This window comes from Streptomyces sp. P9(2023), from assembly GCF_032436795.1.
GTDB lineage: Bacteria > Actinomycetota > Actinomycetes > Streptomycetales > Streptomycetaceae > Streptomyces.
Genome location: NZ_JAUPWM010000003.1, coordinates 408075 through 430761 on the forward strand (window position 1 = coordinate 408075; position 22687 = coordinate 430761).

General features: G+C 72.3%; 17 protein-coding genes and 1 pseudogene. 12 read left to right on the top strand and 6 right to left on the bottom strand.

Annotation, left to right across the window (positions count from 1 at the left end):
* Positions 1-337: 337 nt before the first annotated feature.
* The 5 genes and pseudogenes from Q5762_RS06775 to Q5762_RS06790 all read left to right on the top strand — a co-directional run bounded on the left by Q5762_RS06775 (position 338) and on the right by Q5762_RS06790 (position 5666).
* Positions 338-1789, top strand: a complete 1452-nt coding sequence (locus tag Q5762_RS06775; protein ID WP_315891045.1) for a hypothetical protein — start codon at positions 338-340, stop codon at positions 1787-1789.
* Complete coding sequence (locus Q5762_RS06780; RefSeq protein ID WP_315891046.1) at positions 1786-2976, top strand: ARPP-2 domain-containing protein; 1191 nt, start codon at positions 1786-1788, stop codon at positions 2974-2976. Before Q5762_RS06775 ends, Q5762_RS06780 begins: the two co-directional genes overlap by 4 nt.
* 141 nt (positions 2977-3117) lie before the next feature.
* Positions 3118-4149: a glutamine synthetase gene (gene glnII / locus Q5762_RS06785; RefSeq protein ID WP_315891047.1), complete on the top strand. Its 1032-nt coding sequence runs from the start codon at positions 3118-3120 to the stop codon at positions 4147-4149.
* Between the two features lie 86 nt (positions 4150-4235).
* A pseudogene (locus Q5762_RS39925) lies at positions 4236-4854 on the top strand (DUF6891 domain-containing protein).
* 290 nt (positions 4855-5144) lie between these two features.
* Entirely contained in the window at positions 5145-5666 is a 522-nt protein-coding gene (locus tag Q5762_RS06790) for a winged helix-turn-helix domain-containing protein (protein ID WP_315891048.1), read from the top strand.
* 10 nt (positions 5667-5676) lie between these two features.
* Here Q5762_RS06790 and Q5762_RS06795 read toward each other — a convergent pair whose 3' ends face one another.
* The gene (locus Q5762_RS06795) at positions 5677-7098 is read right to left on the bottom strand and encodes a PepSY domain-containing protein (RefSeq protein WP_315891049.1); all 1422 of its coding nucleotides are present in this window, start codon (positions 7096-7098) and stop codon (positions 5677-5679) included.
* Between the two features lie 48 nt (positions 7099-7146).
* Positions 7147-7815, bottom strand: coding sequence for a hypothetical protein (locus Q5762_RS06800; RefSeq protein ID WP_315891050.1), 669 nt, complete (start codon positions 7813-7815; stop codon positions 7147-7149).
* Positions 7816-8027: 212 nt separating this feature from the next.
* On the opposite strand from Q5762_RS06800, the gene Q5762_RS06805 reads away from it, so the two are divergent.
* Positions 8028-9482 (top strand): DUF1996 domain-containing protein, encoded by a 1455-nt coding sequence (locus Q5762_RS06805; RefSeq protein ID WP_315891051.1) that lies wholly within the window; start codon positions 8028-8030, stop codon positions 9480-9482.
* 33 nt (positions 9483-9515) lie between these two features.
* Here the strand turns inward: Q5762_RS06805 and Q5762_RS06810 are convergent, their stop codons facing one another.
* On the bottom strand, positions 9516-9932 hold the full coding sequence (locus Q5762_RS06810; protein ID WP_315891052.1) for a hypothetical protein: 417 nt from the start codon (positions 9930-9932) through the stop codon (positions 9516-9518).
* A gap of 113 nt (positions 9933-10045) precedes the next feature.
* On the opposite strand from Q5762_RS06810, the gene Q5762_RS06815 reads away from it, so the two are divergent.
* The 4 genes from Q5762_RS06815 to Q5762_RS06830 all read left to right on the top strand — a co-directional run bounded on the left by Q5762_RS06815 (position 10046) and on the right by Q5762_RS06830 (position 14884).
* Positions 10046-10846: a tyrosine-protein phosphatase gene (locus Q5762_RS06815; protein WP_315891053.1), complete on the top strand. Its 801-nt coding sequence runs from the start codon at positions 10046-10048 to the stop codon at positions 10844-10846.
* A gap of 71 nt (positions 10847-10917) precedes the next feature.
* Complete coding sequence (locus Q5762_RS06820; protein WP_315891054.1) at positions 10918-12849, top strand: hypothetical protein; 1932 nt, start codon at positions 10918-10920, stop codon at positions 12847-12849.
* An 80-nt stretch (positions 12850-12929) separates the two neighbouring features.
* Complete coding sequence (locus Q5762_RS06825) at positions 12930-13820, top strand: metal-dependent hydrolase (RefSeq protein ID WP_315891055.1); 891 nt, start codon at positions 12930-12932, stop codon at positions 13818-13820.
* A gap of 2 nt (positions 13821-13822) precedes the next feature.
* The gene (locus Q5762_RS06830; RefSeq protein WP_399494594.1) at positions 13823-14884 is read left to right on the top strand and encodes a PDR/VanB family oxidoreductase; all 1062 of its coding nucleotides are present in this window, start codon (positions 13823-13825) and stop codon (positions 14882-14884) included.
* A gap of 14 nt (positions 14885-14898) precedes the next feature.
* On the opposite strand, the gene Q5762_RS06835 is transcribed toward Q5762_RS06830, so the two are convergent.
* A complete protein-coding gene (locus tag Q5762_RS06835; RefSeq protein WP_315891056.1) occupies positions 14899-15165 on the bottom strand; it encodes a hypothetical protein in 267 nt (88 codons plus the stop codon).
* A gap of 38 nt (positions 15166-15203) precedes the next feature.
* On the opposite strand from Q5762_RS06835, the gene Q5762_RS06840 reads away from it, so the two are divergent.
* Positions 15204-15926 (top strand): TetR/AcrR family transcriptional regulator, encoded by a 723-nt coding sequence (locus Q5762_RS06840; protein ID WP_315891057.1) that lies wholly within the window; start codon positions 15204-15206, stop codon positions 15924-15926.
* Between the two features lie 19 nt (positions 15927-15945).
* On the opposite strand, the gene Q5762_RS06845 is transcribed toward Q5762_RS06840, so the two are convergent.
* Entirely contained in the window at positions 15946-16278 is a 333-nt protein-coding gene (locus tag Q5762_RS06845) for an isomerase (protein WP_315891106.1), read from the bottom strand.
* Between the two features lie 52 nt (positions 16279-16330).
* Here Q5762_RS06845 and Q5762_RS06850 point away from each other — a divergent pair, with 52 nt between their 5' ends.
* Positions 16331-16858, top strand: a complete 528-nt coding sequence (locus Q5762_RS06850; protein WP_315891058.1) for a GNAT family N-acetyltransferase — start codon at positions 16331-16333, stop codon at positions 16856-16858.
* Here the strand turns inward: Q5762_RS06850 and pulA are convergent.
* On the bottom strand, positions 16845-22214 hold the full coding sequence (gene pulA, locus Q5762_RS06855; RefSeq protein WP_315891059.1) for a pullulanase-type alpha-1,6-glucosidase: 5370 nt from the start codon (positions 22212-22214) through the stop codon (positions 16845-16847). The genes Q5762_RS06850 and pulA overlap by 14 nt on opposite strands.
* Between the last annotated feature and the right edge of the window lie 473 nt (positions 22215-22687).

Genomic DNA, 22687 nt, shown 5'->3' on the forward strand with positions numbered 1-22687 from the left:
CCAGTTTGGGGGAGGGTGGGCACGCGGGACGGCGCCCTTGCCGGGCCCAGGTTCCCAGTCCCTAGGGGAACCACGGGTGCGGCGCCGCTGTCGGGTTGTGCCCACCCTCCCCCAGACTCCGTCCGGGGGGACCCCCATCGCCCTGCGGAACGATTGCCCACAACCGGGGGGGCGGGCCGGGGCGTAAACCGTTGGACCCCCTCCCCTCCCCCGGTGCTACCTTGCACGCGCCGGCCGCGGGACTCCGGTGTGACTTCCGGGACCTGCCTCTGTAGCAACGTTTTCGCTGTTCGCGCCCCCATTCCCCGGCCGGCATCCATGCCCATGCGAGGGACCCATGACGACGAACTCGACCAACTCGACGATCTCGACGGAAACGCTCTCCGACCTCATCGCCGCCGAGGACGTCCTGCTCTTCGTCAACGCGGCCGTCACCGCCACCGGTCAGCGGGAGTTCCGCTCCTCCGCCGGGGAGCAGCGACTGTCCCTCGCGTTCCTGCACGAGTACGTCCGGGTCAACTACCGCCCCGTCTACGCCGCCACGCTCGCGCTCGACATCAACGACCACAACGCGGCCCTGATCGTCGAGCAGTTGCTGCGCACCGCCGACGAGGCCGGCGGGCCGGACGCGAAGCGGGCCGAGGGGCGGCTGATCGCCGCCCGGCTCGCCGCGCTGCCCCCGCAGCGCGTCTACCGCCTCTTCCGCGCCCTGCGCACCGCCAAGGTCAACAACCGCCGTACCCGCGCGATCGTCCGCGACTGGCTGGCCGGCCGCGCCGACCTCGGTCACGACGCCGTCAAGTACCGGCCCGGACTCAAGGCCGTCGCCCGGCACGCCCATCTCCCCCTCCCCGCCCCCGAGTGCGGCGACTTCCTCTTCGCGCCCGGCCGCCGGGTCCGGTACGAGCACCCGTACCTGGACGCGTACCGCCGTGCCCACTACGAGCAGGGGGCGCTGTACGAGCTTCCGTTCACCGTCGCCGAGGGGTTCGCGGCCCGGCACGGCGTACCGCGCGAGGTGTTCCTGGAGCGGATCGCGCCCCGGATGACCCGACTTGAGCGGCTGCGGACCGAGCGGGCGCGCGACCTGACCGTGATGCCGCTGACCCGGCTCGCGCTCTACGTCCTCTCCCTCCCCTTAGGGGAGAGGGTGGCCCGGCGCGCCGAGCTGACGGGCGCACTGCGGGCCGCCGCGCGCCGTGTGGCGGGGCCGTACGCCGGGAGCTGGGGGCGGGTCGCGGCGGTGCTCGACGACAGCTACTCCGCCTCCGGTTCGGCCGTGAAGCGGCGCCGGCCGCTCGCCGTGGCCCTGGGCTGTCACTTCCTCCTCGACGCGCTCGCCGCGCCGGGGGCGTACACCGCGCACTGGACCTCGGGCGGCACCGACGCACTGCTCGTCCGGCCCTGGGGACCGACTCCGCTCGGAACACGGATCCTCGACGCCCTGGAGGGGCCCGAAGGCCGCGCCCCCGACCGGCTTGTGATCGTCTCGGACGGCTGGGACAACGCGCCGCCCGGCCTCGCGGGCGAGGTGCTGCGTGTCTGGCGGACCCGGCTCGACCCGGAGCGCCGGACGAGCGCCGTCCATGTGAACCCCGTATACGACGCGAACGGATTCGACGTGCGCCGGCTGGCGCCGAGTGTGCCGACGGCCGGGATCCGGGACGCGGAAGACCTGCCGGCGCTGGTGGAGATCGCCCAGTTCGCCGAGGGGCGGACGGGGCTCGCGGAGCTCCTTGCCTATCTGGACCGGCGGGTGGAACTGTTCCTGAAGGAGGCGCGAGGGTGACCCGGATCGATCTGACCGGTCTGGAGGCCCGGCCGGCGCAGGTGTGGGGCGGCGTCCGGCTCGTACCGCTGGTCCGGGCCGAGCCGGTGCAGGGGCTGCGGCTGCACCGCGAGGCGTACGGGGGCGCCCACGGCTCCGTCGACCTCGGAGACCGAAAGACGTACACCTCGTACATCCCGCACGGCTTCGTCGCGGACTGGTCCGGATCCGGCTCCGGGTCCGGGGGCGAGCGCGAGGCGGCGGCGTACGGCACGCGGCTCGGGAACGACGGGCCGCCCGCCGTTCCCGTGCGCCGCGCCCACCACCGTCTCGCCAAGCGCCGACGCGGCGACGACGGGCGGGCGGAGAAGCGGCTGCGGTTCCTTCCTCTCCACCTCGCCCTGGAGGGGTATCTGGCGCTCCACTTCGGCGGCCCGTCCGTCGTCTGGGACGAGTGGTCCCAGCAGGCGGTACGCCAGGGGCTCTCGCCGCGCGCCGAGGCGGCGTACGCGGGGTGGAGCGTGCCGGGGCTCGCGGAGGCGCTGCGGATCTTCGAGATCCACCCGGGGCAGTGCGGACTGATGCTGTACGTCGCCGACGCCCTGGCCGCCGCGTTCGTCGTGCCGCACCCGGAGGACTACCGCGCCCTGCACCCCACGCTGATCGAGGACCTGTACGGGGAGCTGATCCACCAGTACGCGTACTACGGCGCCGCCGTGCCCGAGTTCACCGCGCGCATCCGGGACGGGGTGGCGGGCTCCGGCTCCGTCCGCACGCTCGCGGATCTGCGGGCGGCGGCGCGGGCGCAGGAGCGGTCGTGGGCGGAGGCGCACGACGGGCTGATGGCGCGGGACCTGGTGGAGACGTCGTACGCCTTCGAGCGGGCGTACCGGATGGATTCGTACGATCTGTACCGCTTCCTCCCGCCGTTCCTGCGGGGCGGGCAGGAGCAGCACATCGGCGAGCTGATCGCCGACCACAAGGGCCGGACGGTGTACCTGAAGACCTTCCGGCTCTCCGAGAACCAGATCCGGCGCGGCCATCTGCTGCGCCGGCTCGCGGACTGCGACTGGCACCTGGGGCGGACGGCGGAGGCGCTGGGGACGACGTACGCCGAGGTCGCCCGGCGTGTCGAGAACGCCGGCTTCGGGTCGCTGCTCAACGCGCACGTGGTGGGGCGGCGGGTCCGCGAAACACAGGAAGGCTGAGTAACACGGGGTTCACATTCGGGCAACGACCGGGAAATCCCGTGTTGCCAAGCTGCGCGCAGACACCCACACCGCAGCTCTCGCAGCGTCGCGAGCCGCAGCACGCTCCCCGCAGCAGCAGCACGCCAAAGGATGAGGCCCGTGACCTTCAAGGCTGAGTACATCTGGATCGACGGCACCGAGCCGACCGCGAAGCTTCGTTCGAAGACGAAGATCATGCCGGGCACGGGCGCCACCCTGGAGGAGCTTCCGATCTGGGGCTTCGACGGATCCAGCACGAACCAGGCCAAGGGACACGCCTCGGACCGCGTCCTGAAGCCGGTCTTCGTCTGCCCGGACCCGATCCGCGGCGGCGACGACCTGCTGGTGCTGTGCGAGGTCCTGAACACGGACATGACGCCGCACGAGTCCAACACCCGTGCCGCGCTGGCCGAGGTCTACGCGACGTACGCCGCGCAGGAGCCGATCTTCGGCATCGAGCAGGAGTACACCTTCTTCGACGGCGAGCGCCCGCTCGGCTTCCCGGTCGGCGGCTTCCCGGCCCCGCAGGGCGGCTACTACTGCGGTGTCGGCGCCGACGAGATTTTCGGCCGTGACATCGTCGAGGCGCACCTCGAGAACTGTCTGAAGGCGGGTCTGGGCATCTCCGGCATCAACGCCGAGGTCATGCCGGGCCAGTGGGAGTTCCAGGTCGGCCCGCTGGCGCCGCTGGACGTCGCGGACCAGCTGTGGGTGGCGCGCTGGCTGCTCTACCGCACCGCCGAGGACTTCAAGGTCTCGGCGACGCTGGACCCGAAGCCGGTGAAGGGCGACTGGAACGGCGCGGGCGCGCACACCAACTTCTCGACGAAGGCGATGCGCGAGGGCTACGACGCGATCATCACCGCGTGCGAGTCGCTGGGCGAGGGCTCGAAGCCGCTCGACCACGTCAAGAACTACGGCGCGGGCATCGACGACCGCCTGACGGGTCTGCACGAGACCGCCCCGTGGGACCAGTACCACTACGGCGTCTCCGACCGTGGCGCCTCGGTCCGTATCCCGTGGCAGGTCGAGCAGGACCAGAAGGGCTACATCGAGGACCGCCGCCCGAACGCGAACGTGGACCCGTACGTGGTGACCCGCCTCATGGTCGACACCTGCTGCGAGGCCCTGGCGAAGGCCGGCCAGGTCTGATCCGCACACACCGTCCCGTAGGGGCGCCGACCGTGAACACGGTGGGCGCCCCTACGGCGTTGTCGGTGGGGCCTGCCACCGAGGCCATGGTGGGGTGGGCACGCGGAGCGCACGGCTGGGACGACGGCGTCGTCTGGGAGAGCGCGGGGTTCACGTCGCCGGCGCCCGTGCCCGAACTGCCCGAACTGGCCGATGACATCCTGGTCCCGCTCGAAGAGCACGTGCGGACGCTCGTGGCGTGCGGGTACGCGGACCGGAAGGCCCTGGCGGAGGCCGCCGAGGGGTATCTGGTGGACGGCGACGTCCTGCCGGTGAGCCGTGCGCAGGCGGGGGCGCTGGCCCGGTGGGTGGGGACGACGGACGCCGAGCGGGTCACCCGGGCGTTCCGGGCGCTCGACGCGAGCGGCATCGTGGCTCGGAGAACTTCGCGTGCTGCCGTGCATGCGGCACCGCGGAGATCGGCGCCGAAGGGTCCGGGGACGCACGGGGGTTCGTCTTCTTCCACTCCCAGTGCACCGAGGGTGCGGCCTCGGGAGGCCCGCTCCATCTGCTGTACGGCGCCTTCGACGGGGTGCCGGAGGCGCCGTGGGTCGCGAGGTCGTGTCGGCGTTGCGCGCCGAGGGGCTGACCGTCGATTGGGACGGCTCTCCCCGGCGGGCGATCCCGGTCACGGAGCTGGACTGGCGGCGGCGGTTGGTGGGTTGAGCACGGCCGGGGCCGAGGGATCGGCGGGGTAGGGGGGTCGTCGGCCGCATTCCCTTCTGGTTCAATAGGAATATGACCACCACCCAGAACGACACCGCGACAGGTCGCTTCGACCTTGAGCCGTTCTGGCCTTCTCGGCAGCATCACGACTTCGACCGGTGCTGTCGGCGCGTGCGGAACGCGTCGGCCCTCTAACGCCCCGACCGGGATGTGAACCGGTCCTGTGGCCTTCGGCCGACGCGCGAATGACGTCGTACGTCTCCGACTCGCGCGAAAGAGCTGAGATCCCCATGGCCCACACCCAGACCGCTGCCCTCACTCCTCTCCGTCCCGGCCGGCACCGGCTTCGGGCCGTCGATCCGCAGGAGGTCGTCGACCTCTCGCAGGTCGCGGAGTTCCTGCCGCCCGGTGCCACGCTGCTCCCCGCGCCGCCGCACGCGTTGCCGACGCTGCCCGGGCGGCCGCCCATGGTCGGGTATCTCGTACTCGTGCCGGCCGACCCGCAGGCGGCCGTGGAGCCCGCCGCCCCCGAAGGGCCCGTTGCCATCGACTCCGTCCGGCGCGTCGCGCGGGTCGACGGGGTGGAGATGGACCTCACGTACCTGGAGTTCGAGCTGCTCGCCCACCTCGTCGCCCACCCCCACCGGGTCCACAGCCGCGACCAGTTGGTCACGACGGTCTGGGGGTACGGGCACGTGGGCGACGGGCGGACCGTCGACGTGCATGTGGCGCGGCTGCGCCGCAAGCTGGGCGCCGAGCACCGCCGCACGATCCAGACCGTGCGGCGGGTCGGCTACAAGTACACGCCCTGATCAGGCCGGCTCAGGCCGCTTCGGACCTCGCCCGGAACCTCGCCACCAGGCCCAGGGCGAGGTCCACGACCAGGAACGCCACCAGGCTGAGGCCCAGCAGCGGGACGAACCAGCCCACCAGGGCCGTCGCCGCGAGCAGCGGAAGCAGCATCGTCGGCGGAACCTTTCGCCACGCCCCGCGCGCGACCGGGCGGCCGGGGCGGCGGAGCCACCACATCCGGTAGCCCCAGAGGATCATCAGGATGAGCGCGAGGGCCAGGGCCGCGAGCGCCAGCTGGTTGAACAGACCCAGGAACACGCCCATGTGGGCGTCGATGCCGAAGCGCGTCAGCTTGGCGAGAACCGGGTAGTCGGCGAAGCGGAGCTCGTCAATGACCGCGCCGTCGGCCGGGTTCACCGCCACCGAGTCCAGGTGCACCGGGAAGACGGTGTCGGTCTCCTTGACGACGTACCCCTTGCCCTCGGAGGGCAGGACGACGGACATCCTGCCCTCGATGCCCTTCGCCCGGGCCGCCTCCACGACCTTGTCGATGCCGACGTCCGCGCCCTTCGGGGCGGCCGTGTCACCGCCCATGTCGTGGCCCTCGTGCTCCGAGGAGCCGCCGGCCGCCGCGCCTTCGAGCGCCGCGGAGACGGTCGGGGTGGCGCCGCCGAGTTGGGTCTGGACCGCGTCGATGTTCTCCCCCGCGTACCGCGACCAGGTCAGGCCGGTGGCGGAGAGCAGGACCAGACCGGCCACCGCCCACAGGCCGACCGTGCCGTGCCAGGACAGCGTGCGACGGCGGGACTTGGGTCCGCGCTCGGGGACGACGAGGGACCGGCGGTTCTTCCGCTTGCGGCCGATCCACAGCGCCAAGCCGCCGAGCGCGATCACCCACAGCCAGCTGGCGGCCAGCTCGCTGTAGTTGCGGCCGATGTCGCCCAGGCGCAGATCGCGGTGGAGTTCGTCGATCCAGGTGCGCAGCGGGAGCGCGCCGGAGCTGCCGTAGCTGGGGAGCTGGCCCCGGATCTCGGCGGTGTACGGGTCGACGAAGACGGCGAGGGACTTGCCCTCCTCGACGTCGGGGTCGTCCATGAGGACGCGGGTGGTGGCGCCGTCCTCGGCGGAGGGCCAGACGGCTGTGACGGTGCCGTTGGGGTTCACCTTGGTGGCGGCGTGGACCTGCTGCGAGAGCGGCAGGACCTTGTCCCCTACGGGGACCTCCAGCTCCTGCGCGTAGATCACCTTCTCGGCCTGGAAGGAGAGCGCGTAGAGCAGGCCGCTGGTGGCGGCGACGAGCAGGAAGGGGGCGATGAGGACGCCGGCGTAGAAGTGCAGGCGCAGGACGAGGGGGCGCAGCGCGCTCCAGGTCCCGGTGCCGGTTCCGCTGGTGGCGGTTCTCCCGGGTGGCGCGTCAGGGGATTCCGGGCGTGCGAGATCGTCGATGGTCATGACTGTCCTAGGTCCTGGGGGTTGGGTTTCAGCCCCCGGGTCGGTCGGTCAGACGTGTGCTCCGAGGGCGGTGGCGCGGGGTACGGACAGCCGGGGCGGGCCACGCCGGGAGAGGGTGTGCGCGAGGACGACGCCGTGGAGGCGGCGCCGGCTGTGCGGGCGGGGGCGTACGGCCTGCGGCGGCTCGGGTACGCGGACGACGGCGAGCAGCAGGCGGAGCGGGGTGAAGACGAACGTCCCGACGGTCCGGGCGAGCGCGAAGAGCGCGGCCTCTCCCCTGGCCAGCCAGAGGCCGCAGACGAGGGCGGCGAGGAGGTGGGCGGCGAGCATGCCGAGGGAGGACGACGAGCCGGCGGCCGTCGTCAGCATCTCCATGGCCGAATCCAGCGCCGTCGGATCGACCGTCGCGGGATCCATCGCCGCCGGATCGACCGTCGCGGCCGGAGCCATCGCCGGATCCATGGCGGCGTGCGTCATGGCCGCATGGTCCATCGCCGCCTCGCCCATCGCCCCGTGGTCCATCGCCGCGTGACCACCCGCGCCACCGCCGTGCGACCGCCCCGCCGAGAAGATCACGTGCAACGTCGTCTGTACGGCCGCAAGGCCGCCCGCGATCGCTCCCGCGCCCCGCCGACGGCCACCCGCCAGCCAGGCCAGGCCGCCCGTGACGGCGAACGCCGCGTACAGCGACCCCGCCGGGATCTCGTGCGCAGACATGGAGGAATGCCCCACCGCGGCCAATACCACGCACACCGCCGCGAAAAATGCGGCACGCAGGGCGCGTATCGGCGACCGGGCATCCGTCATGATTCGGCCATGGTGACATCCCGTCCCCGGGGACGTAAGACCGCCTCCCTGGTCAGTTCGGCGAACGCGTGCACGTCTCCGTCCGGCTGAACGCATGAGGCCTGGCGTGCGTATGGAGGCGCATGCGACGCACACGAAAACGTTCGACACGCGCGAAACGAGCGGTGGCCGCCTCCGTCGCCCTGATTCTGGGTGCGGGCGGGCTGGTCGCCTTCAATGTCTACGCCTCCGCAGGCGAAGGCTGGGGTGATCGGCCGCCGCCGCCCGACCGGGTGAACGCGGTCTCGACCATCGACTGTCCCGACGCCGCCGAGGAGCTGACCGACGTCCGGGAGTCCGCCCGGGACTCCGTGGACCGCGAACTCGCCACGCTGGACAGCCAGATCACCGCCGCCTACCAGCGGTTCGCCGACGAAAAGGAGCGGGTGGAACGGGACCCCGCGTTCGCCGAGGACCAGATCCTCGCCCCGCTCAGGGACGAGCGGCTCCCCGTGCTTCAACGGATCGGGCAGGCCGTCGGCTCGCCGCTCGGCGGTCTCGCGCCCTGCACCCTCCGCGCCGACGACGAGCCGAGCGGGGGCGGCCGCGGGGAACCCGGTCAGGGAGAACCCGGCCAGGGGGATCCCGGTCAGGGAGAACCCGATCAGGGAGAACCCGATCAGGGCGAACCCGATCAGGGGCAGGCCGGGAACGGGCCCGAGGCCGCCGACTTCGTCGACATCCGTTCCGTACCGCCGAACGTGAACCTCCCCCGGCAGCGCCGGGGCGGCTCGCGCGGGTCCTTCGTCACCGACTGCGGGCGGAACCAGAACGGGAAGTTCAACTCGGACAACGTCATCGTCGCCCCGGGTGTCAGCAACGGCGCCCACCACATGCACGACTACGTCGGCAACCAGGCCAACGACGCCTTCGCCGATGACGACGACCTGGCCCGCGGCCGGACCACCTGTCGCAACCAGGGCGACCGGTCCACGTACTACTGGCCCGTGCTCCGGCTCCAGAACGGGCAGGCGGAGGACGACGCCGGCGCGGACGGCGGCGGCAAGGACCAGAACGTGGGCAAGATCCAGACACCCGCCCAGGTCACCCTGAACTTCGTCGGCAGCCCGGTCTCCAGGGTCACCGCGATGCCCCGCTTCCTGCGGATCATCACCGGCGACGCCAAGGCCTTCACCAACGGCGACGCGAACGCGAACGCCTCGTGGTCCTGCACCGGCTTCGAGAACCGCCAGCTCAAGGACAAGTACCCGATCTGCCCGGAGGGCAGCAAGGTCGTCCGGACGTTCCGCTTCCAGAGCTGCTGGGACGGGCGGAACACCGACAGCGCCAACCACCGCACCCACGTCGCCTTCGCCGACCCGACGAGCGGGCGGTGCGGGCAGGGCTTCCGCGCCATCCCGCAGCTGGTCCAGCGGATCGTCTACGACGTGCCGCCCGGCCCCGGTTTCGCCGTCGACTCCTTCCCCGAGCAGCTGCACAAGCCGGTCACCGACCACGGCGACTTCATCAACGTCTTCGACCAGCGGCTGATGCGGAGGGTGGTGGACTGCGTCAACAGCGGACGGCGGTGCTCGTAGCCCCGACGCGACAACCCCTGGTCGCCACAACCCCTAGTGGTGTCCGGCCGAACCGGAAGGCTGCGCGCCGTGCGGCTCGGTGGTCTCGATGCGACCACCGAGCCGTTCGCGTACCCGCTCGACCGTCCCGGCCTCGCCCGACACCGCCCACCTGCGGCCCACCAGGTACGAACCGCCGTAGTCCTTGGACTGGTTGAGCCACTCGCGCAGCCCCCGGTCGGTCGCGAAGGTGGTCAGGACGTACGTCCCGTCGTCCGTCGCGCAGGGCGTCTGGCGCAGCTCCGTCGCGTCCGTCTGGACGTCCGGGGCGCAGCCGGCCCGCTCCGCGATCTCCTCCAGGGTGCCGGCGGCCTCCTCGGGCCGGTCCGCCGGCGCCGACTCGCACGCCGCGAGGGCGAGCAGGATCGCGGCCACCGCTGCCGTTCGTCGCGTACGCCTCAGCCTCAGCATCCGCCCATCCTGCCCGGTCGGTCGAGCCGGGGTGAGCGGAATCCCATCGGTTACGGTTTGGTCGGGTAATACACCTTTAGTACCGCAGGTACCGCTACGGAGGAGTCGACGACTTGCCCCCCATTCCCGCCACCACCGTCGCCAACCTCCGTGACCTGGGCGCCCTTCCCCTCGGCCACGGCCGCAGTGTCCGCTCGGGCCGGATCTTCCGGTCCGCCCAGCTCGACCGGCTCGATCCCGCCGAGCCCGCCGTGGCCGCGCTCGGCATCCGTACGGTCGTCGACTTCCGTACCGCGCACGAGCGCGCGGACCGGCCCGACCACGTGCCGGAGGGCGGGCGGCTGCTCATCGCGGACGTGCTCGCCGACCATCTGGCCACCAGCGGGCTGCCGCCCGCAGCCCAGCTGAAGTCCCTCCTCACCAATCCGGCCCTTGCCCAGCAGGCGCTCGGCGGGGGCCGGGCCCAGGAGACCTTCGCCCGCACCTACCGGGCCTTCGTGTCGACCGACTCCGCCCGCCTCGCGTACCGGGCCTTCCTCACCGAGCTGGGCGATCCGCGCGGCGGTCCACTGCTCTTCCACTGCACGGCGGGCAAGGACCGCACCGGCTGGGCCGCGACGATCGTGCTCTCGCTGCTCGGCGCGGACGAGAAGACGGTCATGGAGGAGTACCTGTCGGTCAATCCGGCGGTACGGCAGGCGTTCGCGCCGATGATCGAGGGGTTCACGGCGCAGGGCGGCGACCCGGAGCTGGCGCTGGCCCTGATCGGGGTCGTACCGGACTATCTGACGGCGGCGCTGGACGAGGTGGCGGTGCGGCACGGCTCGATGGAGGCGTACGTACGGGACGGGCTCGGCGTCCCCGACGCGGTGACGGACGTGATCCGCGAGCGGCTGACAGTGCACGAGGCCTGATCCCTACGGGTCGTCCGTACGGGTCAACCCCTCCGTGGTGACCATCGCACCATTCGCTCGTTCTGCTGAATGTGAGCACCCAGGAACTCGCCCCCTCCCCCCTCGGCCCGGTCGATGTCGAACAGGCCGAGGCGGCGCTCGTCGAGCACTACCAGCGGCTGGTCCGGATCGCGTACCTCGTGCTGCCGCCCTCGCTAGGTCGCAACCGGCGGGTCCTTACGTCGCACGCGCTCGTCCAGGGCGCACTGCCGCGCCGCCGGACGTCCAGTACGGGTGTCCCCGGAGCGCGCCGGGCCGAGGACGCCGTCGACCCCGGGTACGCGTACGTACGGGGCGAGGTGCTGCGGCAGGCGCTGGTCGCGGGGCTGCCGCTGCGGCGCCGGGCGCTCCCCCGGCGGGCGCAGCTCCCGCCGCTGCTGCCGCAGGTCTGGGGGCTGCGGCTGTTCCCGCGCGCGGGCGGCGCCGACGAACTGGCCCTGGACCAGCAGCTCTCCGCCCTCTCAGGGCCGGCCCGCGCCGCGTACGTGCTGCGGGGCCTGGAGCGTCAGGGTGACCCGGAGGTGCTGCGGGTACTCGGGGCGGCGGGGGTGCCCCGCGCGGACGCGGAGGCGGCGCTCACCGACGCCGACGAGGTCACCGCGACGCTCGGGATCGGTACGGCCGCCCTCCTCGAATCGCCCGAGTTCGATCCGTGCTCGCTGCAGGCCCGCCCGCCGGATCTGATGCGCCGCCGTCAGCACGGCCGGGCGGCCCTCGCCGCCGCGGCGGCCGCCCTCGTGTGCGGGGCGCTGCTCGGGCTGCCCGGTGACGGCTGGGGGCGCGGCGGCGCCGCCGCGCCGTCGTACGCGCGCAATCCGGCGGCCGAGGCGGCGCTCGACCCGGGGAAGCTGAGACGCGTCCCGGCCGGGTTCTGGCAGGGCTCGACGCGGACGGACTTCTCGGTGTGGCCGGCCAGGGGCGGCCTGGTGGACGACCGGGCGCTGCTGCGGCGAGCTCTGGCGGTGTGGGCCAGGCCCGGCGCCTCCGTGCGCTCCTCGGCGACGCCGGGGACGCCGGTGGGCCCGCCGATGGGCCCGCCGCAGCTGCTGTACGCGGGCGAGGTCGACGGGTCACGGGTGGTGCTCTTCCACGACGGGCTGCGGGCGGTGCGGTACGCGGAGCCGTTGGCGGGGACCGCCGGTGCGGCGCTCGACTTCGGGCGGACGGACGGGGCGGACGCGGTCGGCTCGGCGGCGCTGGTCCTCTCCCGTACGACGGCCAACGTCCGCTATCTGACGGCGCCTTGGGTGCGGGACACGGCCGTACGGGACCTGCTGGCGCCCGCCAAGGAGCCCTGGCGGCTCGAACGCGACACGCACGGGGTGACCGAGCCGCTGCTCAGCCCGGCGCAGGCGCGCGGGTGCACGGCGTGGAACACGCTCCAGGTGCGGGACGCGACCGGGGTCCGGCTGCTGACCGATCTCGGCGAGCTGGCACCGGCCCGGCTGACCTCGGGGCCGCCGTCGGCGCCGAAGGACGTGACGGCGAAGGCGGCACGGGACCAGTGGGCGCGGGCGGCCTGCGGGCTGACGGCGGTCCGCTCGCACGGGGTCCGGTCGGTGAACGCCTGGGCGTTCGCCGAGCAGCGGCTGCCGGAGGACGGCGGCCGGGCGGCCTGGGTGTGCACGCGGGCGGAGACCTGGCGGGGCACGGGCAGCCGGGTCCTCGCCCAGTTCCAGGTCCCGGCGCCCGGGGTGGCCGCTGCGGTCGTGGCCCGGGCCGAGGAGTCCCCGGCGTGCGGGGTGCACGAGCCGCGGGTCCTCGCCGGTGTGCTGTGGCAGGCGAAGAGCGGTCGGTGGTACGTCCTGGCGGCGGGCAGCGGGGAGTTCGTGTCGCTGCGGACCACGGGCGGGGTGAAGGGCGAGGCGGAGAGCCGGCTGCTGGCGGTACGAGCGAAGGCCGGCGCCCGCGCCGACCTCGACGGCACGCTGAAGAACGGGACGCGGGTGGGGGCGCTGCGCTAAGGGATTCCCCGACCTGGGGGCTCGGGAAATCTCGTGCACGACCCTGTTGCCAACTGCTTACCCCTCAGTACATTGACGGCATGTCTAATACGCAGCCGCATCCTGCACCGGTGGCGTCGGAGCACATCGAACTCAAGGCCCGGAAGGTCTCCTTCGACTGGGAGGAGACCCCGCTCCACTGGGTTCCCGGCGACCCGTTCACCACGCACACCATCAACGTGCTGCACCTGCTGCTCCCGGCCGGCGAGCGCTGGTTCGTGCACGTCTACAAGCAGGTGCTCCCGTTCATCACCGACGACCGGCTGCGTACCGACGTCATCGGTTTCATCGGCCAGGAGGCCGTCCACTCCCAGGCCCACGACGACGTGCTCCCGCACCTCAAGAAGCTGGGCCTGGACCCCACTCCGTACACCGCCCAGGTCGACTGGTTCTTCGAGAAGCTGCTCGGCGACCGGACGCTGCCGCCCGGCAGGCCGCGCCGCTGGTGGCTGATGGAGCGGGTCGCGCTCATCGCCGCGATCGAGCACTACACCGCCTTCCTCGGCAACTGGGTCCTGAACGCGGACGAGTTGGACCGGCGGGGCGCGGACCCGACGATGCTGGACCTGCTGCGCTGGCACGGCGCGGAGGAGGTCGAGCACCGCTCCGTCGCCTTCGAACTGTTCATGCACCTCGACGGGGGCTACCGACGCCGCGCCCGCACCTGGGCCACCGCCTTCACCGCGATGGTCTTCCTCTGGCAGCGCGGCACCCGCTTCTTCATGGAGAACGACCCCACCCTCATCGACGGCAAGGCCTCGGTCGGCCAGTTGGTCCGCAAGGGCCGGGAGGGCGTGCTGCCGTCCACGCCCGACCTGCTGCGGTCCATCCCGCGCTACCTCAGCCGGGACTACCACCCCTCCCAGGAGGGGAACACGGCCCAGGCCGTCGCGTACCTGGCCAACTCCCCCGGCGCCAACGGAGGCCGCTGACCATGCCCCGTCCGCTCACCGTCGTCCTGATCGCCGGGGCCGCGGTCCTCGCCAAGCGGGCCATGCGCCGCCGGATCAACGCCGCCCCGCTCTGGCCGATGCCCGCCCTCGAAGAGCCGGTCTCGGGCCGCGGCCGGCTCGCGACCGTGACCCGGAAGGTCCTGGTCACCGAGCGCACCGAGCCCGCCGAGGGCGTGGTACGGCTCCGCCTCGAAGGCACCGGCCTGCCCGCCTGGCAGCCCGGTGCCCATGTCGACCTGGTGCTGCCGTCGGGGCTCGTACGCCAGTACTCGCTCTGCGGCGACCCGGCCGAAGCCGACGCGTACACCGTGGCCACCCGCCTCATCGATGACGGCCAGGGCGGCCGGGGCGGCTCGCGCGAGGTGCACGAACAGCTCCATGTAGGCACGGAGATCGAGATCCGCGGGCCGCGCAACCGGTTCCCGCTCGTGGACGCCTCCGCGTACGTCTTCGTCGCCGGCGGCATCGGCATCACGCCCGTCCTGCCGATGCTGCGCGCGGCGGAGGCGGCGGGCGCGGACTGGCGGCTGCTGTACTGCGGGCGCAGCCGCGCCACCCTGCCGTACGTCGACGAGATCGAGAAGCTGGGGGCCTCCCGCGTCACGGTGGTCGCGGAGGACGAGTCGGGCCGCCCCGACCTCGGCTTCCTCGCCGGGCTCCCCGAGGAGACCGTGGTCTACTGCTGCGGCCCGGAGGGGCTGATGGACGCGGTGACCGCCGCGCTGCCCGAGGGCCGGACGCCGCACCTGGAGCGCTTCTCCCCCGCCGCCACGGCCGGCGGCGGCCCGTTCGAGGTCGAACTGCGGCGCTCCGGACGTACGTTGACGGTGGCGGCCGACCAGTCGGTCCTGGCCGCCGTACGGGCGGAGGTGCCCGGGATCGCGTACTCCTGCCGGCAGGGCTTCTGCGGAACCTGCCAACAGCGGGTCCTGGAGGGCGAGATCGACCACCGGGACGAGCTGCTCACGGACGCGGAGCGGTCCGGGTCCATGCTCATCTGTGTCTCACGGTGCGCCGGAGAACGGCTGGTTCTCGACCTCTAGGGACGTCCTGTACCTCAGGGAAGGATCAGCCAGTCGAAGGCGAGCGCGGCGGCGAGGCCGCCCGCCAGGAGCCAGGTGCCCAGTCGGGTGCGCCCGTTGCGGGAGAGCTCGATCACGACGCCGCAGAGGATCATCGCCAGGCCGTACACGCCGACGACCAGGACGGACGTACGGCTGGCGAGCCGGATCGCCAGGACCGCCGCCATGGCGACGAGCAGCACGGACGCGGCCGCTATCCGTAGCTGGCGGGCCTGCTTCGGGCTCAATCCGGAGGTGCTCATGTCGTGGGAGCGTAACGGACGCCCGTTAGGCTGTTCGCATGACGACCGGGGTACGCCGCAGGATGGGCGTCGAGGAGCGCAAGCAGCAGCTGATCGGGGTGGCCCTGGAGCTGTTCGGCCACCGCTCTCCCGACGAGGTGTCCATCGACGAGATCGCCGCGGCCGCGGGGATCTCGCGGCCGCTGGTCTACCACTACTTCCCGGGCAAGCAGAGCCTGTACGAGGCGGCGCTGCGGCGGGCGGCCGACGAGCTGGCCGCCCGCTTCCTGGAGCCGCCGCAGGGCCCGTTGGGCGCGCGGCTGCTGCGGGTGATGGGCCGGTTCTTCGACTTCGTCGACGACCACGGCCCGGGTTTCGCGGCGCTGATGCGGGGCGGTCCGGCCGTCGGGTCCTCCACGACGAACGCGATGATCGACGAGGTGCGGCAGGCGGCCTACGAGCAGATCCTGGCGCACCTGAAGGTCGAGACGCCCTCCGCCCGGCTCGAACTGGTCGTCCGCTCCTGGGTGTCGCTGGCCGAGTCGACGGCGCTGATCTGGCTGGACGGGCGCCGGGTGCCGCGCGCGGAGCTGGAGATGCAGCTCGTGCACGACTTCGCGGCGCTCGCGGCGGTGAGCGCGGCGTACGACGAGGAGATGGCGGACATCCTGATCCGCATCCTCGCCGACGAGCCGGCCGACGGCCCGTTCGGCGAGCTGGTCGGCCGCCTCGCGGCCCTGGTGCCGAGGGTGCCGCCGCAGGGCGGTCAGGCCGCGCGGTAGGTCCCCTCGGGCTCGCTCGTCAGGCCTTGCGGTAGGCGGGTTCGAGGTCGCGGACCTCGGCGGAGAGGCGGACGCCCTCCCGCTCCTTGAGGTACGCCGGCAGCAGCGCGAGGACGCCCTCCGCGAGCCGCGCCTTCGTCTCGTCCGTGCGGCCGGGCAGCAGCGCGATCTCGACGTGGACGACGAGGTCGTCGGTCGTGCCGTCCCCGACGACGAACTCCTCGACCTCACGGAAGCGGGTCTTGCAGCTGTCGATCCGGGTGTCCACGGTCTCCACGACGAGCGGGTGCAGGGCGAGCGCGAAGCCGCGGCGGTCGAGCGGTGCGGAGTAGTCCACGGTGATCTGCGGCATGGGGTCGCTCCCGGTCGTACGGATGTATGGCCACACCTTTACGGTGATCACCATGAGCGCACAAGTGACCTTCCGGCAGGCGGACGACCACGATCTCGACCTTCTGGTGGGGTTGTTCGACCGGGCCGCACGGTGGATGGTCCACCACGGGATCGACCAGTGGAAGCCGGGCGGCAAGAGCGCGGAGCACTTCCGGGCGCGGATGGCGGCCGGCGAGGTCTGGCTGATGGAGCTGATGGAGCGTGGTGGCCGGGCCGTCGGGGCGTACGAGCTGTGGTGGGACGACGAGCAGGCGTGGGGCCCGCAGCCCCCGGTCGCGGGGTACGTCCACCGGCTGATGACCGACCGGGAGGCCGCCCCCGCCGGGGCCGGCCGCGCGCTCCTCGCCCACGCGGAGGGGCGGATCGCGGCCGGCGGGCGGGCGGTGGCGCGGTTGGACTGTGTGACGGGCAACCCGCGGCTCCGTACGTACTACGAAGCCGCGGGTTACGGGGTCGTCGGCGAGGAGCCGGGGAAGCTCGCCGCCGACGGCACGCGTTACGGGGTCACACTGTTGGAGAAGGCGCTCACCCGGCCTTGAAGACGGCCACCGTGCGGGCCGGGACCGTGAAGGTGCCCGAAGTCGCCTCGTAGGACGCCGACTTCACCGTGGCGTCCGCGCCCGTCGCCTGGACCGGGTGGAGGGTGTAGGCCGTTCCGGCCAGGTTCGTGATCCGCTGAGTCTGCTTCTCCGGGCCGGCGTTGAAGACCACGACCAGGTCACCGAGGCGCATGGTGATCACGCCCGGGGTCTCGCCGGTGCCGGAGAGCGGGAAGGACAGGGCGTCCTGGACCTGCCCGGCGGTGGCGAGGGAGAAGGCGGGCTCCGTCGTACGGATCTTCTGGAGGTCCCGGTAGGCGGCGGAGGCGCCGTCGATCTGCGCGCAGCCGACGGTCAGGCCCGGTGCGGTGAGCAGCGGCTTCCCGAAGGACCACTTGGGCTTGTTGTCCGCCGCCGGGGGCAGCCCGCGGCCGAAGCCGTTCCCGTCCCGGCAGTCCCAGTTGATCGCGTTGAACCAGTCGCCACTGTCGTACGAGTTGCGGTCGAGCGACTTGGAACGCAGCAGGTCCGAGCCCGCCTGGGAGAGCGCGGGGCCCTGCGAGAGCGTCGCCGTCGCCATGGCGAGGACCTGCGCCCTGGCCCGGTCGGCGGCCGAGGTGGTCGCCGGGAGCTTGAACGCGAGCGCGTCGTACAGGGTCTCGTTGTCGTGCGCGTCGGCGTAGGCGAGGGCGTCGCCGGGGGCCGCCGCGTAGCCCGCGGGCGCGCCGTTGTAGTCGACCTGGCTGCCCTTGACCGTACGGCCGGAGGTGTCGGTGAAGGTGTAGTCGGCGAGGTTGCCGCTCAGTCCGACCTTGATCAGGTCCTGGTAGTGCAGGAGGCGGGCCTTCTGCTGCTCCGGAGTGCCGTTGGCGGGCGAGGAGTTGGGGTCGGTGAAGAGGCCCGAGGCGAAGCCCTGGACGCCCGGGTCCTCGTCGAACGGGCCGCCGCCGCGCACGGCGTCACGGGCCCGGTCGGAGAAGGTCGCGATCCCCGTGCCGGCCATGTTCTTCTGGGTGGCCTGGACGAAGCGGGAGTCGTCGGCGATCTCGCCGAAGTTCCAGCCCTCGCCGTAGAGGACGATCGCCTTGCCGTCCACGCCGTCCTTCGCGACGGTCAGCGCGTCCAGGGCCTTGCGGACGGCGAGGATGTTCTCCTTCGGGTGGTGGCCCATGAGGTCGAAGCGGAAGCCGTCCACCTTGTACTGCTTGGCCCAGGTGACGACCGAGTCCACGACGAGCTTGCCCATCATGGCGTTCTCGGGCGCGGTGTTGGCGCAGCAGGTGGAGGTGGCGACGGAGCCGTCGGCCTGGAGGCGCTGGTAGTAGCCGGGCACGATCCGGTCGAGGACGGACTTGTCGGCCTGGCCGCTCGCCACGGTGTGGTTGTAGACCACGTCCATGACCGTGCGCAGTCCGGCGCCGTTGAGGGACTGGACCATCTGCCGGAACTCGACCGTACGGCGGGTGCCTTCGGGGTCGGTGGCGTAGGAGCCCTCGGGGACGGTGTAGTGCAGCGGGTCGTAGCCCCAGTTGTAGGCGTCCTTGGCCGCGGCGGCGGCCACGCAGGCCTGCTGCTCCTCGGAGTCGGGGGCGTAGACCTTGAGGTCGCAGGCGGGCTCGGTCCGGTCGGACTTCTTCTCGGGGATGGTGCCGATGTCGAAGGCGGGGAGCAGGTGGACGTAGGAGGTGCCGGAGGCGGCGAGCGCCTTCAGGTGCTGTGAGCCCTTGCTGCCGGTGTCGGTGAAGGCGAGGTAGGTGCCTCGTCGGTTCGCCGGGACGGTCCGGTCCGCGATCGAGAAGTCGCGGATGTGGAGCTCCTGGATCTGGGCGTCGCGGAGCGGTACGGCCGCGGGCTTCTTCAGACCGGTCCAGCCCTTGGGGGCGAGGGCCGGGTCGGCGAGGTCGACGACGAGGCTGTGGGTGGAGTCGGTGGTCAGGGCGGTGGCGTAGGGGTCGGTGACCTTGTTGGTGACGAGCTGCTGGACGCTCGGCGCCCAGACCTTGACGGCGTACCGGTACGGCTTACCGGTCCACGCGCGCGTGCCGGCGACCGACCAGACGCCGGAGGCGTCGTCGCGGCGCATGGGCACGGTCCGGCCGTCGAGTTCGAGGGCGACGGACTGGGCGGTGGGGGCCCAGAGGGAAAGGGTGGGCCGGCCGTTACGGAAGACCGGACCGAGGTCGGCGCCGGTCGCCTTCGGCGCGTACAAGGCGTCGAGGACCCCGGCGATCTGGACGGACGTGGCGGTGAGGACGGCGCCGTTGGCCGCGTACTGGGCGGCGACGAGCTGGCCCTTCAGGGCTTCGCGGATACGGTCGCGGTCGCGCGGGTCGACGGTGAAGGCACCGTACGTCTTGAGGTGCGGGTACTTCGCCTTCTGGGCGTCGGTCAGCTGCGTCGGGGTCAGTCGCAGCGCCTGGCGGTTTCCGCTCAGCGCCCCGTCCTTGACGGCGATCGAACCGTCCCGGGAGGCCAGGAGCACGCTGGAGGCGGCGGTGTCGCTGCCGTTCCAGGCGAGGGTGGTGGCGTCGATCCAGACGGCCTGGGCCTTGGTGAGGTCGAGCGCGGCGCCGCTGCCCTTGGGCTGCGGGAGCAGGTACTTCTCCTGGCCGCCGAGCAGCCAGACCTCGTTTCCGTTCGCCTTGAGGTCGAGGGACTGGTCGGTGGGCAGGTCCTTCTCGTCGCCCTTGTGCAGGATGTAGCTGAGGGAGGTGGCGCCGGCCGCGAGCGGGACCTCGTAGACCGCTCCGTAGGCGTCGGTGCGGACCGGCTCCAGCGGGCGGCTCCAGTCGGTGGGGTTCGCGGCGCCGGTCCAGGTGTGCAGGCCCCAGCCGTCGTAGTTCCCGTCGGCCCGCTTGTAGTGCAGAACGGCCTTCGTCGTGTCCTGGGGCGGGTACGCACCCTCGGGCGCGGCGTTCAGAACCGTCGGATTGCCCTGCTCGATCCAGACCTCGCCGGTCTTGGAGAGGTCGACGGTCCGGTCGGCGTCGGTGTCCTTGACGCCGTCCTTGTTCACGGCGATGAAGCCGACCGAGGAGGCGCCGGGCTTGAGCTTGACGTAGGCGAACGCGCCGTACGCGTCACGGCCGGTGAACGGCTTGCCCGCGGGCCAGCTGGTGCCTTCGCCGTCGGCGATGTCGCCCCAGGTGTACAGGCCCCAGTCGGCGTAGTCCCCGGCGGGGCGCTTGTAGTGGACGATCGCGTAGTCGCGCTGGGTGGCGGTCGGCGGCTGCTCGACGGCCGGGGCGCCGCTGGTGGTCGCGGCGGTCGCGCTCGCGGTACGGCCGGCGCTGTCGACCACGACGGCCTTGTAGCGCAGGGCGGTTCCGGCAGGAGCGGTGACCTTCTGGGTGACCTTGTAGGGGGCGTGGTCGGCGGAGCCGAGGACCTGCCACTTTCCGTTGCCGGTCTGGGCGGCGAAGACGACGCGGTTGAGCTGCCCGCCGTCGACGTCGGCCCCGATCTCGACGGTGCCGGTGGCGCCGGCGGCGGGGGCCTTGAGGGTGATCGTGGGCGTGGCGGCGGGCGCGCCGAGCGGCTTCTCGGCCTTGAGGACGAGGGAGGAGAGGGCCGGGACGGTGACGGTGACCTTGCCGTTCTCCGCGTGGACTGCGCCCTGGCCCCCGTACAGGACACGGAAGTCGGCTGCGTCGACGGGCACGGTGACGGTCTTCGGGGTGGCGGCGCTGTTGGCGGCGACGAGGTACTCGACGCGCTGCTTGGCGTCCGTACGGGAGAAGGCGTAGACGGAGCCCTCGGCGTACCGCTGTTCCTGGACGCCGTCGCGCAGCGCGGGGTGCTTCTTGGTCAGCGCGGAGAGGGCGGCGATCTGGCGGTAGAGGGGGTGGGTGGTGTCGTACGCGTCGGTGGCGTGGGTGCGGTCGGTGCCGAGCTGGTCGTCGTCCAGGTAGTCGGCGGTCTTCGACGCGAAGAGGGTCTGGCGGGCGTCCTTGTCCCCGCCGGCGCCTGTGTAGCCCTGTTCGTCGCCGTAGTAGACGACGGGGTTGCCCCGGGTGAAGAACATCAGCTCGTTGGCGAGCCGGTAGCGGGCGAGGAGTTCGGCGTCGTCGGCCTTCGGGTTGTCCTGCTTGAGGAAGGTGCCGAAGCGGCCCATGTCGTGGTTGCCGAGGAAGGGCACCGACTCGTAGGCGTTGGCCTTGTCGGTGGTGTAGCGGTAGTCCTGCCCGAAGAGGTTGGCGAGCTTCTCGGCCGAGCCGCCCTGGGAGGCGAAGGCGCGGGCTGCGTCCTGGAAGGGGAAGTCGAGGGTGGCGTCGAGGCGGCCCTCGGTGACGTACGGGGCGGTGATCGCCGGGTCGGCGGAGTAGACCTCGCCGAACATGAAGAAGTCGTCGCGGCCGCGGCGGGCGGCGTACTCGTCGAGGGCGGTGGCCCACTGGGTCCAGAACGCGGTGTCGACGTGCTTGACGGTGTCGATGCGGAAGCCGTCGATGTCGAAGTCGCGGACCCAGCGCTGGTAGATCTTCTCCATGCCCTCGACGACCTCGGGGCGCTCGGTCCACAGGTCGTCCAGGCCGACGAAGTCGCCGTACTGGGAGGACTCGCCGGCGAAGGTCGAGTCCCCGCGGTTGTGGTACATCGTGGGGTCGTTGAGCCAGGCGGGGACCTTGAGATTCCGCTTGGCGGCGGGGACGACGGGGGTGCGGGGGAAGGAGTCGGTGTCGACGCGCGGGAACGCCGTCCCGTTCCGGTCGCGGTCGTCGAACGGGACGCCGTCCTTGGTCAGGTACGGGAAGGCGCCCTTGGAGAGGTAGTCGTAGGTCTTCTCCTGGTAGTCGACGACGTCGGCGGTGTGGTTGGTGATGACGTCGAAGAAGACCTTCATGCCCTTGGCGTGGGCCTGGTCGATGAGCTTCTCCAGATCGGCGTTGGTGCCGAAGTGGGGGTCGACCTGGGTGAAGTCGGTGATCCAGTAGCCGTGGTAACCGGCGCTGGCGTCCTTGCCGGTGCCCTGGACGGGCTGGTTCTTGAAGATCGGCGCGAGCCATATGGCGGTGGTGCCGAGGCCCTTGATGTAGTCGAGCTTCTTGGTGAGGCCCTTGAGGTCGCCGCCCTGGTAGAAGCCCTTGTCGGTGGGGTCGAACCCGGTGTCGAGGCGGGTGCCGGTGAGGCGGCCGCGGTCGTTGGCGGGGTCGCCGTTGGCGAAGCGGTCGGGGAGGGCGAAGTAGAACTGCTCGCGGGTGAGGTCCTGGCGGGCGGGTTGGGTGGCGAGGGTCCTGTCTGAGGGTGGGGGTGGCGGGGCTGCGGCGGAGGTTGTGGGGAGGGCGGGGCTGAGACCGACCGCGAGGGTCGCGGCGAGGGCGACGCCGAGGGCGCGCGGTCGTCCGGTGCGGAACAAGGGCGTTTCTCCTTAAAGAGTTCGGACACCCCACCCCACCCCTTCCCGAAACCCTGCCGGGGGCTGGTGGGGGCGAAGGTGGTTCGTTCAACGGGGGCTGCGCCCCCGTGCCCCCGGGGGGTGGGGGCGGGGGCGGGCAGACCCTGCCGGGGGGCAGACCCTGCCGGGGGGCAGACCCTGCCGGGGGGCAGACCCTGCCGGGGGGCAGACCCTGCCGGGGGGCGCGGCAGCTTCGCGCCGCGAGGTCGCGGGCGGGGCGCCGCGGGACCGCGACCCCCGTTGTGGGCATACGTTCCGCTGGGCGATGGGGTCCCCCCTGCTCTAGCGAAGCCGAGAGCTTGGGGGAGGGTGGGCACAACCCACGGGGGCGGCGCCCGGAACAAGGCCGTTCGGCCCGGGCCCCGGCTAGAAGGGCGGCAGCTCCCGGCACCCCCGTTGTGGGCAATCGTTCCGCCGGGGCGGAACGGGTGGGC